General features: G+C 56.3%; 14 protein-coding genes. 8 read left to right on the top strand and 6 right to left on the bottom strand.

The genetic code is table 11. From position 1 onward, the window contains the following. Positions 1 to 39: 39 nt before the first annotated feature. The 6 genes from M2Q46_RS03835 to M2Q46_RS03810 all read left to right on the top strand — a co-directional run bounded on the left by M2Q46_RS03835 (position 40) and on the right by M2Q46_RS03810 (position 6,671). Positions 40 to 1,257, top strand: coding sequence for a cyanate transporter (locus M2Q46_RS03835; RefSeq protein ID WP_203144632.1), 1,218 nt, complete (start codon positions 40 to 42; stop codon positions 1,255 to 1,257). Between the two features lie 157 nt (positions 1,258 to 1,414). Then, a complete protein-coding gene (locus tag M2Q46_RS03830) occupies positions 1,415 to 2,938 on the top strand; it encodes an FAD-dependent monooxygenase (protein ID WP_081055305.1) in 1,524 nt (507 codons plus the stop codon). After that, positions 2,931 to 4,409: an aldehyde dehydrogenase family protein gene (locus M2Q46_RS03825; RefSeq protein ID WP_302356817.1), complete on the top strand. Its 1,479-nt coding sequence runs from the start codon at positions 2,931 to 2,933 to the stop codon at positions 4,407 to 4,409. Before M2Q46_RS03830 ends, M2Q46_RS03825 begins: the two co-directional genes overlap by 8 nt. Beyond that, positions 4,387 to 4,788: a RidA family protein gene (locus tag M2Q46_RS03820; RefSeq protein WP_035271572.1), complete on the top strand. Its 402-nt coding sequence runs from the start codon at positions 4,387 to 4,389 to the stop codon at positions 4,786 to 4,788. The genes M2Q46_RS03825 and M2Q46_RS03820 overlap by 23 nt, the downstream gene beginning before the upstream one ends. Before the next feature lie 74 nt (positions 4,789 to 4,862). Continuing rightward, positions 4,863 to 5,636, top strand: coding sequence for an aldolase (locus tag M2Q46_RS03815; protein WP_115633656.1), 774 nt, complete (start codon positions 4,863 to 4,865; stop codon positions 5,634 to 5,636). Positions 5,637 to 5,783: 147 nt separating this feature from the next. Then, positions 5,784 to 6,671 carry a helix-turn-helix domain-containing protein gene (locus tag M2Q46_RS03810; RefSeq protein WP_060185075.1) on the top strand — a complete coding sequence of 296 codons (888 nt, stop codon included), beginning with the start codon at positions 5,784 to 5,786 and terminating at the stop codon, positions 6,669 to 6,671. A gap of 47 nt (positions 6,672 to 6,718) precedes the next feature. Here the strand turns inward: M2Q46_RS03810 and M2Q46_RS03805 are convergent, their stop codons facing one another. Beyond that, complete coding sequence (locus tag M2Q46_RS03805; RefSeq protein ID WP_083053519.1) at positions 6,719 to 7,057, bottom strand: c-type cytochrome; 339 nt, start codon at positions 7,055 to 7,057, stop codon at positions 6,719 to 6,721. Positions 7,058 to 7,307: 250 nt separating this feature from the next. Between M2Q46_RS03805 and M2Q46_RS03800 the strand changes: the two genes are divergently transcribed. Next, positions 7,308 to 7,733 (top strand): universal stress protein, encoded by a 426-nt coding sequence (locus M2Q46_RS03800; RefSeq protein WP_026482567.1) that lies wholly within the window; start codon positions 7,308 to 7,310, stop codon positions 7,731 to 7,733. Between the two features lie 175 nt (positions 7,734 to 7,908). Continuing rightward, positions 7,909 to 8,697 (top strand): class I SAM-dependent methyltransferase, encoded by a 789-nt coding sequence (locus tag M2Q46_RS03795; protein WP_052159377.1) that lies wholly within the window; start codon positions 7,909 to 7,911, stop codon positions 8,695 to 8,697. 4 nt (positions 8,698 to 8,701) lie between these two features. Here the strand turns inward: M2Q46_RS03795 and M2Q46_RS03790 are convergent, their stop codons facing one another. The 5 genes from M2Q46_RS03790 to M2Q46_RS03770 all read right to left on the bottom strand — a co-directional run bounded on the left by M2Q46_RS03790 (position 8,702) and on the right by M2Q46_RS03770 (position 14,280). Beyond that, positions 8,702 to 9,883, bottom strand: coding sequence for a PQQ-dependent sugar dehydrogenase (locus tag M2Q46_RS03790; protein ID WP_302356816.1), 1,182 nt, complete (start codon positions 9,881 to 9,883; stop codon positions 8,702 to 8,704). Positions 9,884 to 10,011: 128 nt separating this feature from the next. Then, positions 10,012 to 11,409 carry a class II fumarate hydratase gene (gene fumC / locus M2Q46_RS03785; RefSeq protein WP_026482570.1) on the bottom strand — a complete coding sequence of 466 codons (1,398 nt, stop codon included), beginning with the start codon at positions 11,407 to 11,409 and terminating at the stop codon, positions 10,012 to 10,014. Positions 11,410 to 11,459: 50 nt separating this feature from the next. Then, complete coding sequence (locus M2Q46_RS03780; RefSeq protein WP_060185072.1) at positions 11,460 to 12,503, bottom strand: type I glyceraldehyde-3-phosphate dehydrogenase; 1,044 nt, start codon at positions 12,501 to 12,503, stop codon at positions 11,460 to 11,462. A gap of 13 nt (positions 12,504 to 12,516) precedes the next feature. Continuing rightward, positions 12,517 to 13,305 carry an SDR family oxidoreductase gene (locus M2Q46_RS03775; protein WP_035271564.1) on the bottom strand — a complete coding sequence of 263 codons (789 nt, stop codon included), beginning with the start codon at positions 13,303 to 13,305 and terminating at the stop codon, positions 12,517 to 12,519. Positions 13,306 to 13,308: 3 nt separating this feature from the next. Continuing rightward, complete coding sequence (locus M2Q46_RS03770) at positions 13,309 to 14,280, bottom strand: D-2-hydroxyacid dehydrogenase (RefSeq protein ID WP_115633653.1); 972 nt, start codon at positions 14,278 to 14,280, stop codon at positions 13,309 to 13,311. Positions 14,281 to 14,407 lie beyond the last annotated feature (127 nt).

The raw sequence follows: 14,407 nt of genomic DNA, 5'->3' as shown, positions 1-14,407 counted from the left end.
CGGCTGCATTTTTCTTCCAATCACAACAATAACGATTTTATGTCTTCTACTCAGACTGCCCCGTCGTCGACGGGTGTTCAAGCCAGCCCAGCTTTGTGGCTGGCTTTCGTCATTCTGGTCGGCTTGAACCTGCGTCCTTTTCTGACCTCCAGCGGCACCTTGGCACGACAGGTTGCCCAAGGGTTGAACATGCCCTTGAGCAGCCTGGCCTGGCTGACTTTGCTGCCCATGATGGTGATGGGACTGGGCGCTTTCTGCATGCCCTCCTTGCGGCGCGTCCTGGCACTGCGCCATGTCTTGATTACATCCTTGCTCTTGCTGTGCCTGGGCTGTGTGCTGCGCTGGTTTGTGCCTAATGGGGCCACCCTGATTGCAACAGCGCTGATCTGTGGTTTGGGCGTGTCCTTGCTGCAAGCGGGGATGCCCGGTTTGATCAAGGAACAGTTTCCGCGCCATATCGCTCAGGTCACCGGGGTGTACTCCGCGACCTTGATGGGTGGGGGTGCTTTGGGTGCGCAGATTACGCCGTGGGTCAGCTCCTTGACGGACAGCTGGCGTATCGCGCTGGCTTTCTGGGCCTTGCCGATCAGCGTGGCCTTGTGGATTGCCTGGAAAGTGGTGCCGCGTGAAGCTCCGGGCGCGAATTTGTCGCCCCCATCCTTGTCCTTGCTGGCTCGCCCTCGCACCTGGACCTTGATTGTGTGTTTTGGCCTGATCAATGGCGGCTATGCCTCTTTGGTGACCTGGCTGGCGACGTTCTATCAAGACCGGGGCTGGACGGCTGAAGCCAGCGGTAGCCTGGTGGCGGTCCTGTCGGTGGCACAAGCCATTGCCGCCTTTGGCTTGCCTACCTTGGCGGCCAAGAATAAAGATCGCCGCATGTGGGTATGGCTGGCGCTGGCGTGTCAGTTCGTGGGCTTCCTGGCCTTTGCCTATATTCCCGATATGGCCCCCTATCTGTGGGCGATTATTATCGGCATCGGCTTGGGCGGCTGCTTTTCCTTGCTGCTGTTGGTGGCTCTGGACCACTTTCCGGATGCAGCCCGTGCCGGGACCTTGAGTGCCTTGATGCAAGGCGGTGGCTTTCCGATTGCCGCCCTCTTTCCCATGATCAGCGTACAGTTGCGTGAAATGAGTAATGGCTTTCAGGCAGGCTGGATGTTGCATGCGGCAATGGCGGTATTGGTGGCCATCATGGCCTGGAGCTTTCAGCCTGCGCGATACGCCCAAAAGATGAAGCGAAATGACGCATCCTGAGTAGCAGCTCGTATCGGTAGAAATAGCCTGGCTTTGCGACAAGCCAGGTTTTTTTTGGCCGTTTCAGGCTAGAACTCGTCCGTTATGCGCATCCCGACGGACAGCCTTTCCTCAACAATGATGTCTCCACGATTACATAAAAAACGAGGAGACATCAGTGGAACATCAAGTCATTATTTCGGGCGCCGGCCCGGTTGGCTGCTGGCTGGCCTGCGAGTTACAGCTTGCGGGTGTGCAGACCTTGCTGATTGAACAAACTGCCACTATCAGCCCTCAATCTCGGGCTTTGACGATTCATCCGCGAACCATTGAAGTCTTTGCCATGCGTGGCGCACACCACGAGATGCTGGCGCAGGCGGTGCGTATTCCTAGCGGACATTTTGCCGTCTTTGAGCATCGTCTGGACTTCAAGCAGTTGGACACTCGCTTTGACTATACGCTGGCTATTCCCCAGGCGCGCATTACCGCTATCTTGCAGGAGCGTGCGCGCTCCTTGGGCGCGGATATCCGCCGGTCCGAGAAAGTATGCCGCTTTGAACAGAACCCGGAGGGAGTCTCGGTTTGGATTGAAAACAGCCAGCTAGAGCAGTATGTCGCTACAGCGCAATGGCTGGTGGGCTGCGATGGGACGCGCAGCACAGTGCGTCAACAGGCCGGGATTGCGTTTCCTGGAACAGATGCCACGGTCTTGGGCTGGCTGGGAGACGCCATGCTGACCGACCCGCCCGAGGGCGTCATGATTGGTGAGTGGGGGCTGAATGGGACGGCCATGGTTGCGAAGTTGCCGGATGGCCAGCATCGTTTGGTCGGGCTGTCGCCGGACGACGTGAATCGTCCATGGCCGGGTGATTTGCCTTTGGAAGAGCTACGCGAAAAAGTCCGGGCCGTCTTTGGAACCGATTTTGGATTGCACAGCCCATCCTGGCTGTCTCGCTATAGCAATACCAGCCGCCAGGCCGAGAGCTACCGTAAAAATCGGGTTTTCTTGGCGGGTGACGCCGCCCACCAGCATATGCCAGCCGGGGGTGTGGGGCTGAATATCGGGATTCAGGATGCCATGAATCTGGGCTGGAAGCTGGCTGCCGTGATCAACGGGTGGATGCCGCACTCTTTGCTTGATAGCTACCATCAGGAGCGTTACCCCGTTGGCCAGGATTTGCTGGAGCACACCCAGGCACAGACTGCCTTGATGAGCTGTTTCTCTGTTGAGGGTATGGAATTACGTTCCTTTTTGAACAAGCTCATCAAGCAGTCCCCTGCCTTGGAGAAAACATTGGCCGAGAGGCTGTCTGGCCTGAGTGTGCTGTATCCATCAACCGTGCCGGGTGACCATGCCTTGGTGGGACGGCGTGCAGCGGATCAGGATCTGGTTGGTGGACAAAGTCTTTTTGGCCTCCTGGAACAGGGGCACTACGTGATGCTGGAGGTGAGTGGGCATGACAACGATGAGCTGGAATGCCCGGAGGGCCTGAAGGCTGTGTTGTATCGGAGCTCACTGGCCGTTCGCAGTGAGGGTTGGGAGCACGTGACTGCTGTGCTGATTCGGCCTGATGGCTATATCGCCTGGGCCAGCAATGAGCAAGACGCCACTCGCCTGCGTTTGGCAATGCGACACGCTTTAACGCCTTTTCAGACTGCGTCTCATGCGCTGGAAACCACCGAGAGGCTGGCCGATGAATAGTCAAACATCCACGTTCAGAATGTTGATTGACGGTGCCTTGGTGGATGGCGAACAAACCATGGCTGTCATCAACCCCAGTACGGGGCAGCCTTTTGCTCATAGTCCACGTGCCTCGCTCCGGCAAATGGAACAGGCGATCAACGCGGCCAGCCGCAGTTTTCCTGTTTGGTCCCGAACCACGATGCAGACACGGCGCGCCTTGATTTTGAGGATTGCCGATCTTATTGAGGAACACTGCCTGGAATTGGCGCATCTCCTGACCCAGGAACAAGGCAAACCCTTGCGGGATGCTCAGGCTGAAGTGCAAGGCACTGCCGCGTTTTTTCGGTATGTCGCTCAGTGCCGCATAGAGACGCAGACCTTGGAAGAGAGCACGATCAGACACGCTTATCTGCAACGCCAGCCTTTGGGCGTAGTGGCCGTGATTACGCCCTGGAATTTCCCCTTGATGCTGTTGGCCTTCAAAGTGCCTCACGCCTTGTTGGCGGGTAATACGGTGGTTATCAAACCGGCGGCGACCACGCCGCTGACCACCTTGAAACTGGGTGAGCTTATTGTCGATGCCTTGCCTGCGGGGGTTGTGAACATCGTCACGGATCACAACGATCTGGGCGATGCGTTGAGCAGCCATCCTCAGGTCGCCAAGATCTCTTTTACGGGTTCTACCGCAACTGGCTACAAGGTCATGGCTAATGCAGCCAAATCCTTGAAACGTTTGACCTTGGAACTAGGAGGCAATGACCCCGGGATTGTGCTTGATGATGCGGACCCCAAGCAGATCGCCCCCGGTATTGTGCGAGCCGCTTTCTTTAACAGTGGGCAGGCCTGCATCGCCTTGAAACGTCTCTATGTTCCTGATTCGCTCTACGAGGCCTTGAGTCATGAGCTATGGAGTCATTGTCAGCGCCTGGTACTGGGAGATGGTCTGGATTCACAGACAACGCTGGGACCCTTGCAGAACCAGCAGCAGTTTCAGAAGGTGAAGTCCCTCCTGGAGGACGCCCGACAGCATGGGCGGGTTCTAAGTGCGGGTACGGTGCCGGAGGGGGCCGGTTACTTTCTGCCCCCTACTCTGGTGCTGGACATTGAAGACGGTACTCGTCTGGTGGATGAGGAACAGTTTGGCCCGGTCTTGCCTGTCATTCGCTACAGCAACGTGGAGCAAGCGATTGCCATGGCTAATCGCAGCCCTTATGGCCTGGGCGCCTCGGTATGGGCGTCCGATCTGGAGCGAGCCAGAGGAGTGGCCGATCAGTTGCAAGCGGGTACGGTTTGGATCAATCAGCACATTGACTTGGGGCCGCATATCCCTCAGTGCGGCAGTAAGCAGTCAGGCTTTGGCATTGAATTGGGCGCGGAGGGACTGCTGGAGTTTACCCAGGCCAAGGTTATCAATATCAATCCGGGCCTGGGCATAGCAGCCCAAGACCCGCAAAAGGAGCATATGAATGCAGAACAAACAAGCAATTAACCCTGACAATTTGCCCAAGCTGCCTGGGGTGGTGTCTCACGGCATTGTTCTGAATAAGGCTGGTTTGGTCTATACCTCGGGACAGCTATCCTGGGATGAAAATGGCCATTTGGTAGCCGGTGATCTCTTTGCCCAGTTCGAGCGTGCCTACAGCAATATCGATATCGTGCTCCAGGCTGCAGGTACCTGCCGTTCCGAGGTGATCAGCGAGACGATCTATATCGTTGGTGATTGCACTGAACATACAGCGCAGCTGGTTCAAGCCTTGACTCAGGCAAGGCCGGCAGGCTCCATCCCGCCAACCAGTACGCTTGTGGGCGTGCAGTCGCTGTTTGCCGAGGGGTTTTTGGTGGAAGTTCAGGTGGTGGCAACGATTTAAGGTGCATGGTTTGACCGGCTGCCTGTCACGGGTAGCCGTCCTGCTATTTTGGCCTGTACAACAAGATATGGACTATGAAAATTCAAGAGAAAAATCAGATTGCCGCCCAGGTGAACCAGGAAATGGGAGAGTTGAATACCGGCTCATGGACTCAGCGGGAGAAGTTGGCCCTGGCGTGTCGCATTCTTTTTGATGAGGGGCATTGGCGCGGTTTGGCGGGGCAAATTACGGCTCGCTTGTCACCGGATAGCACGGATATGTTGACGCTGGGTTTTGGGATTGGCTTTGACGAAGCTTGTGCCAGTTCCTTGGTGCAGGTCGATCAACAGTTACAGCCTCGGGGACGGAGCGCCATGCCCAATCCTGGGGTACGTTTTCATGCCTGGATTTATGCCAATCGCCCTGATGTTCAAGCGATTGTCCATACACATCCGCCGGCCTGTGCTGCCTTATCCATGACGGGAGAGCCATTGGTCGTGGCTCATATGGACGCCACTCCTCTTTTCGAAAACTGTGCGTTTCTTCCGGATTGGCCTGGCTTGCCCATTGGGGATGAAGAGGGGCAGATCATTTCGCAAGCAATGGGCAACCGACATGCCATTTTGCTGGCCCATCATGGTTTGTTGACGGCTGGACGCAGTATTGAGGAAGCGTGCCTGTTAGCGGTGTGGATGGAGCACGCGGCACAAATGCAATTGAACGCCAGGGCCATGGGTACCATCAGGCACATTAAGCCAGAGCTGGCACGAGAGTCTCGGGATTTCTTGCTTAAACCCAAGGTATTGGCGCTGAGCTTTGCAAATTTTGCGCGGCGCGTGCTACGGGCAGACGGCGGCGTGCTCTTGTAGGCACAGGATTCGACTTTATTTTGGCCGGAATACGATAGAAACTGGCTGTTAGCCGCAATTTTGCAGCCCAGCGCTGTGTTACGGTATTTTTTTCGGCTTTTTTAAGGGCGTAGCTTCAGCTGTTTCAAGCACGCCTGCGACCCTTGAATGAAAGATGCCATTGTTACTGTCCAGGCCTATCTGGATCAGGTCGCTTTACCTGTGACGGGGTTACAGGTAGAGCTGGCCTTTGTGGGAGACACTGAGCCTCACAAGCATCGCAAACACCAGCTACTGTACGTTCTGAAAGGATTCATGTCTGTACAGACCGAACAAGGGGTGTGGGCGGTGCCCCCTCAGTGCGCGATCTGGATACCGGCTGATGTGATGCATTTTGCTCGAGCTACCCAGCAAGCCAGTATCGCGAATCTGTACATTGAGGCTCAGCCCCCTGCCCATCTGGAAGCATGTGGGATTCTGTTCACCCGTCCCTTGTTGCGGGAGTTGATTCTGAGACTGGTACAGTCTGGCGAGCACCTGCCGGGGAGCGAGCTGCGCCATGCTCGTTTGATTGCGGTGCTGATGGATGAATTGGCCCTGAGCCCTCAAAAATCCCTGCATTTACCCATGCCTGGGGACCGTCGTTTGAAAAGGCTGATCGATCATTTGGCACAAAACCCCGGCCTGAAGTTGAGCATGGAGCAATGGGGGGCCTTGATTGGAGTCAGTACGCGTACCTTGGGACGGCTATTTTTACGCGAAACAGGCATGTCTTTTGGGCGCTGGCTGCAACAATGGGATAGTTCCATTGCCCTGCAGAAACTGGCGAACGGAACATCGGTGACCGCAACCGCTCAAGATTTGGGCTATGAAAGCTTGAGCGCCTTTATCACCATGTTTCGTCGTACGGTGGGCACCACCCCTGCCCGCTTTTTTGCTCAGACCCAAACCTTGCCTGTCGAGTCGAACGAACAGCCGTGCATTCATATGGATGGGCGTGTTGAAGATGTTTTTTCTAAAATTCATGTCCCGATGGCACAGATGAGCAGCCAATAAAAACGGCCATCCCTGGATGACCGTTTCCCATTGTGTAAACACACTGCTTACTGTTTTGGCGCACCCGCCATGATCCAATCCACCACCGCCTTGATGTCGGCATCAGAAATGGCTGCATTCGCAGGCATGGGCAGCGGTCCATAGACGCCCTTGCTGCCTTGACGGATATGCTGGGCAATGACTTCAGCGTTGGCTGGATCGTCCTTGCGCATGTTGGCTATGTCCTTATAGGCAGGACCAACCACTTTTCTGTCTATGGTATGACAAGACAAACAAGCATTTCTGGTCAGCACATCCTTGACCGAGTCAAAGCCGGCTTCGGCTGCCTGGGCGCTGAAACCGGCACTGAACAAGGCCGTACAGACCAGTAGCTGCTTCAAGCTCATGAGGGATATCTCCTAAGAAAAACGGGCACAAGGAATGGTGGGACGAAGGGATGTGGCGCTTGTTTTTTTCCGCACATAAACGGGGTGATGTGGCATCCACACCGAGATCATACGGTTATGATAGAACAGCCTTTAGCAAATAGCGGTGGGGCTTGATACTGATCAAGCTGGTCTGCGCGCTTATTCTGTAATGTCCTAGTAGAAGTTATTGCTTCATACTTAAACAGTTCACACACTACAAGAGGTCTTCATGCTTAATGTTCTCGTTCCTGTCGATGGGTCTGATGCTTCCACTCGTGCTTTGAAAACCGCCGTGGACATCCTAACGGGCAAACCAGAAGCCACTTTGCACGTGCTGGCTGTTCCTACTCCGATCGTGTCGGGTAACGTCAAACGCTTTTTCTCGGAAGATGTGCTGCAGGCTTACTACCAGGACGAAGGCAGCAATGCGCTCCTGCCTGCTCGTTCCGTGCTCGCCGGCTCTCCCCTGAAAATCAAGGAAAGCATTATTGCCGGTAATGCCGCCCAAACGATCAAAGACTATGTAGAGAAGAACCAGATCGATCATATTGTGATGGGTACGCGCGGCCTGAGCGCCCTGCCCGGCCTGGTTCTGGGTTCGGTCACGACCAAGGTGCTGAGCCTGGTGAATGTGCCAGTAACCTTGATCAAGTAATTGAGCTGACTGTTCAGTCTGTACAGGCCGTCCTTGAGACGGCCTTTTTTATAGTCTTAAACCGAGGGTTGGCGTTTTCTTTAGAGCTTGAGGGTATAAAAAAATCGCCAGTTCGCCGCCGGGCAAGATAGGGTTGTGTTTCAATACAGTGATAGTGACTATAAAAGAACTACTTATGTCAGATCCCTCTTTACTCGATCACAATGCCCGCGCCTGGGACAAACAAGCGCAAACAGAGAGCCCCTGGTCCTTGCCTGTCAGCAGCGAGCAGGTTGAACAAGCCCGTCGCGGGCAATGGCAAGTGCATTTGCTGCCCTCGCCTGTTCCTGCGGATTGGTTAGGTGATGTTCAAGGCAAATCCGTTCTGTGCCTGGCCAGTGCGGGTGGGCAGCAAGCCCCCATTCTGGCCGCTGCCGGGGCCTCGGTAACGGTGTTTGATCTGTCGGCCGGACAGCTGGATAAAGACCGTATGGTGGCCGAGCGTGATGGCTTGTCCTTGCAGATCGAACAAGGTGATATGTGCGATTTGTCGCGCTTTGGGGCCGAGAGTTTTGATCTGATCTTGCACCCGGTCTCTAACCAGTATGTGCCTGATATCAGCCTGGTCTGGAAAGAATGCGCTCGTGTTCTGCGTCCGGGTGGGCATTTGCTGTCCAGCTTCTTTAATCCGGCTGTGTTTATTGCGGATCGAGATCCTAGTTACGCCCAGCAAGGTTTGATTCGCCCTAAATTCACGGTGCCTTACTCGGATTTGAGCAGCCTGGACGCCGAAGCACGGCAAGCCAAGCAGGCACGCATGGAGCCTTTGATTTTTGGGCACTCCTTGGCGCAGCAGATTGGCGGGCAGCTGGAAGCGGGTTTGTATCTGGTCGATTACATCGAAGAAATGCACCCCGCCCCACGCTTTGAGATCGAGAAATACCTGCCCAGTTTTATTGCGACGCGCAGTCGCAAACCTGTTTAAAGCTTCAGGACTTGGGCTGAATGCGCAGTAGTTGGCCGTTGCTTTCGTCGGTCAGCACATAAACATCGCCATCCGGCCCGACACGCACATCTCGGATACGCTGCTTCAAGTCTTGCAGCAAGCGCTCTTCACCGACGATGTGGCCGTCCTCTTCGTCAAATTCCAGACGAATCAAGGCTTGTTCTTTCAATGCACCTACAAACAGGCTGTGCTGCCAGCCCGGGACGCGTTCGTTGTTATAGAAAGCCATGCCGCTGATGGCGGGCGAGACTGACCAGTAGTGGAAAGGCTCGGTCAGCCCCTCAAGCGGTGTGGGGCTGGCGTTGGGAATGGGTTTGCCGTCATAGCCTTGCCCTTCGGTACGCAAGGGCCAGCCATAGTTGGCGCCGGCTTGAATCCGGTTCAGTTCATCGCCGCCTTGCGGGCCATGTTCAGCCACCCACAACTCGTTTGTCCAAGGGTTCCAGGCCATGCCTTGCGGGTTGCGGTGGCCATAGCTCCAGATTTCTGCTCTGGCACCACGTTGACTGCGGAAAGGATTGTCGCGCGGCACAATGCCATCCGGGCGAATACGCACGACTTTACCTTGCAGGTGATCCAGTTGCTGAGCGGTGGCCGGCTGATTGTTCTCGCCCAGGGCGATATACAGGTCTCGTCCACCGGGATCAAAGGCCATGCGCACACCATAGTGCTGCCCCGTGGACAAGGCAGGCTCCTGACGGAAAATCGGGCGGAAGGCGTCGATGCGTTTCAAGTCCGACGACAGCACGCCATAACCGACGGTGGTGGCCGAGTTTTGTTTGTCGCGGCGCTCGGCATAAGCCAGATAAATACGGCGGCTACGGAAAAAATCCGGGGCCAGAGCGACATCCAGCAAGCCCCCCTGGGATTGCGCATGGACTTTAGGCACACCGGCAATCGGTTCGGACAAGCCGTTTTCTTGGGTCCAAACACGCAGGCGGCCTGGGCGCTCGGTAATCAGAATGCCAGCATTATTGGGCAAAAAAGCCATGGCCCAAGGGTGTTCCAGCCCACTGACCAGGGTCTCAACCGAGACAGCCGGTCCGCTGATGGCAGGAACAGGTTCAGATTGTGCCTGGGCCGATACTGAGGCCGTGGCTACGGCCAGGCCCAGCACGGTGGCTGCACATGCAGAGGACAAACTGAAGGTTTTCTTTATACGCATAAGGCAGTGAAAGGCAGATAGGTGGGATGGGACACTCCCCTACTCTTTCATAGGGACAAATGGCTACGCTGTTTACGTATTCGCCCCATTGAAGGGGCGAATACGCTCAAGCACAAGCGAGGCTGAATTTAGCCTGGGTGGGTCATATCCAGTGGCACAATCCACTGATCGTACTGCTCGTTAGTCAGATAGCCGGATTTCAGGGCGGACTCACGTAGGGTCAGGCCTTCCTTGTGGGCTGTCTTGGCGATGTAGGCGGCCTTGTCGTAGCCGATGTGACGGTTCAGGGCGGTGACCAGCATCAGGTTCTGGTCCAGATTGTGCTGGATCTTTTCCATGACAGGCTCCAGACCTTGAGCGCAATGCTCGTCAAAAGCCAGGCATGCGTCGCTGATCAGGGCAATGCTTTCCAGCACATTGTGCACCATCACAGGTTTGTAGACGTTCAACTGGAAATTGCCCTGGCTGCCGGCAAAGCCCACCGCCGCGTCGTTACCGTACACCTGCACGGCCACCATGGTCAGCGCTTCGCACTGAGTGGGGTTGACCTTGCCGGGCATGATGGAGGAACCGGGCTCGTTCTCGGGAATTTGCAGCTCGCCAATCCCGCAGCGAGGGCCGCTGGCCAGCCAGCGCACGTCGTTAGCCATCTTCATCAAGGCACCGGCCAGGGTACGCAGGGAGGCGGACAGATTCACCAGCGCGTCGTGAGCCGACAGCGCAAAGAACTTGTTTTCAGCCGCCTGAAATGGCAAGCCTGTGATCTTGGCAATATGGGCTGCTGTGCGTTCGCCAAACTGGGGATGGGCGTTCAGACCCGTACCCACGGCGGTGCCGCCAATCGCCAGTTGGTAAATACCGTCCAGAGCCTTGTCCACGGTTTGCAGGCCGAAATCAATCTGCGCCACCCAGGCACCAATTTCCTGGCCCAGCGTGATGGGCGTGGCATCTTGCAAGTGGGTGCGGCCGGTTTTCACAATGCTGTTGAATTGCTTGGCTTTGGCGGCCAGGGTGTCGCGCAGCTGACCTACGTCTTTGCGCAGGCGGCGCTGACATTCCAGACCCACAGCGATGTACATGGCGGTGGGGAAAGTATCGTTGGAGGATTGGCCGCGGTTCACGTGGTCATTCGGGTGGACGGGCTTTTTGCTGCCCTTCTCGCCACCAGCCAGCTCAATGGCGCGGTTGGAGATCACCTCGTTCACGTTCATATTGCTTTGCGTACCAGAACCGGTCTGGAACACGACCAATGGGAACTCGGTATCCCACTGGCCTGCAATCACTTCATCAGCCGCTTTGACAATCAGCTGGGCCAGCTCGTCGGGCAATTCGCCCAGTTCCTGGTTGGCCAGGGCTGTGGATTTTTTCAGGATGCCCAGCGACTCGATCATGCTGCGGCCCCACTGGAAGCGGTCTCGGCCAATCGGGAAGTTCTGGATCGAGCGCTGTGTCTGCGCGCCCCAATAGTGGTCGGCGGGAACCTCAATGGTTCCCATGGAATCCTGTTCAATACGTGTCGTACTCATCATGGCTCCTGTAAGAATTCGGAAGACAGTTCAGTTTGAAAATGGGGTGTTCACGGCTGGCGCAAGAAGCGCGCAGCCCACACACAGGCAATATCAAGCATGCGGTTGGAAAACCCCCATTCGTTGTCAAACCAGACCAGCATATTGACCAGCCCATCCCCATTGGTTCGGGTTTGCGAGCCGTCCACCACACCGGAGTGCGGGTTGTGATTGAAGTCGATCGAGGCATGGGCCTGATCGGAGTAGTCCAGAATACCAGGCCATTGCTGCGCCGCTTTCTGGAACAACTGGTTGATTTCATCCCGGCTGGTGTCGCGTTCCAGGTTGACCATCAGATCAATGGCCGACACGTTCAAGATAGGGACGCGTATGGATTTGGCCTGAACTTTGCCTTTTAGTTGCGGTAACAGCCGCTCTACGCCAGTTGCCAGCCCGGTAGAGACTGGAATCATGGATTGCAAGGCGGAACGGGTGCGGGCCAGATCGCTGCTGTGGTAGCCGTCGATCATGGGTTGATCGTTCATGACCGAGTGCAGCGTGCTTAAAAAGGCGTGGCGTATGCCGAAAGTCTTATCCAGTTCAGCCAGAACCGGGATGATGGCATTGGTGGTGCAGGAGGCGTTGGAGACAATCCGTTCGTCGCCTTGCAACTGTTCATGGTTAATACCCAGCACAGCGGTGAAATCCACGTCCTGGGCACTATTGCCGGGATTGGATACCAGCACACGCGGGCAACCGGCGTCCAGAAATTGCTGCAGCTGGGCTCGACTGCCAAAGGCACCACTGCATTCGATCAGCATGTCCAGATCCAGCGCCGCCCAGTCTATGGATTTCGGGTCGGTTTCATGCAGCACCCGGATGGCCTTATCCCCCACAATCAGCTCGTGCTCGTTGTGCTCTACCTGGGCCGGAAATACGCCGTGGGTCGAATCAAAGCGCGTCAGATACGCCATGGTGGCTATGGTGGCGGGCTCGTTAATGACCACGACATCAAATTCCTGGCGTCGTGGGGATTCGTAAATGGCGCGCAGCAGGCAACGGCCTATGCGGCCATAGCCATTGATCGCGATGCGGATGGGACGAGGTAGCGGCATGGTCAGGGAACAATCAGAAAGTAATGGAGAAACCGCCGTCTACAACCACGATATGGCCATTGACATAGGAAGCAGCCGGAGAGGCCAGAAACACAGCGGCAGCGCGGATTTCGTCCGGCTTGGCCCAGCGTCCCAAAGGGTTGCGGCCAACCACTAAAGGACCTTTGACGGGGTCTTGAGCCAGGGCGGCATTGGTTTCCGTGGCAAAGGTGCCGGGGGCGATGCCATTGCTGGTAATGCCCTGCCCGCCAAATTCTACGGCCAGTGCTCGTACCATGCCGGCCAGACCCTGCTTGGCAACCGGGTAAATGGCGTCGCCTGGGCGAGCCAGCGGGCCTGCAATGGAGGTCAAGGTCACAATACGGCCGTGCCGGGTCTGAGCCTCGAGCATGGCTTGGGCCGCGTACTTGGACAGTTTCAGCGTGGCCAGCAGGTCTACATTCAGCAAATGCTCCACATCGTCCCAATCGGCATCCTGCAAGCGGCTGCGTAGTCGCACGCCCACATTGTTCACCAGAATATCGGGAGTGCCGACGCGCTGGCACAGGGCTTGATAGGAGTCTGGCAAGGAGTCCAGATCGGCCAGATCATGTTCCCAGGTATCAACCTGGGCACCGCCAGCTTCAAGCTCGTTGGCAAGAGGCAGGAGTTTACTGGCCTTACGACCATGCAAAATCACATGGGCGCCATGGGCGGCGTAGGCACGGGCGATTTCCAGGCCCAGACCGGCGGACGAGCCGGTCACCAGCGCACAGCGACCAGCGAGGGAGAAATTGGCTTGATAGGAGCTTAAATCAGTCATTATTTACAGCGTATGGCGTGCTTGGCCGCGGTGGAAAGCAACAATGTTTTCGATCAACTGGTTTGCCAGGGCCTGCATGGCCTCCTGACTGGCCCAGCCTATATGCGGCGTCAAAATGTAATTGGGTAAGTCTAACAAGCGCATCAGGATATGGTCAGCGGGTGGCGGCTCGGGCGTGCAAACATCAATGCCTGCACCACCCAGCCAGCCCTGCCGCAAGGCGTGCTCCAGTGCCTGATTGTCGATCAGCCCGCCACGGGCGGTATTGATCAGCAAGGGGCGGCGTGGGGCCATACGCTCGAACTCGGCCATGCCCAGCATGTTTTGTGTTTCAGCAGTCAGGGGGCAATGCAGGGAGAGGACGTCGGCTTGCTCCAGCACTTGCTCAAAGGGCAAGCGGTCATCCGCATTGCTGACGATGGTCTGGCCACGGCGTTGAGCAAAGATGACTTTCATGCCCAGGGCTCGCCCCATGGTGGCGACGGCCTGCCCCAGAGATCCAGAGCCAATCAGCCCTAAGGTGGAGCCTGCCAGATCACGGATGGGATAGTCGAAATAACAGAACTGCTGGGCTTCTTGCCAGCGGCCTTCCTTGACGGACTGGCGGTAGGCGCAGATATTGCGGCGCAAGGCAAAGATCAGGGCAAAAACGTGCTCCGGAACACTGCGCACGGCGTAGTCGCGGATATTGCTGACCACAATGCCGCGTTCACGGGCGGCATCCAGATCAATATTGTCGCTACCCGTGGCGGCCAATGCGATCATTTTCAAGTTGGGCGCGGCCTGCAAATGCTCGCGGCGGAGTGCCACTTTATTGCTGATGACAATGTCGGCATCGGCAATACGTTCGGCCACTTGATCGGGAGCGGTACGTCCGTAAACTTGCAGTTCATGCTTAAAGGGAACCTGCGGCAGCTCTACGCTGTCTGACAGTGTTTCCCTATCCAGAAAAACGATACGAGTCAAAGAAGTCATGCCTGTCCTTGTCCTTGAGCTGCCCCTGGCATTCTGGCCCTATTTTCAGAGGGTTCTTGCCTTTGCTTGGGACCATCATCCGATATAGTAATGGGATTGATACAGGCTTGTCCCTGGTCTCACCCTC

Origin of the sequence: Alcaligenes sp. YSL9 (genome assembly GCF_030515105.1) — a bacterium.
Classification (GTDB): Bacteria; Pseudomonadota; Gammaproteobacteria; order Burkholderiales; family Burkholderiaceae_B; genus Alcaligenes; species Alcaligenes phenolicus.
Note: the sequence above shows the minus strand (reverse complement) of the source record. Positions and strands in the feature narration are given on the sequence as shown.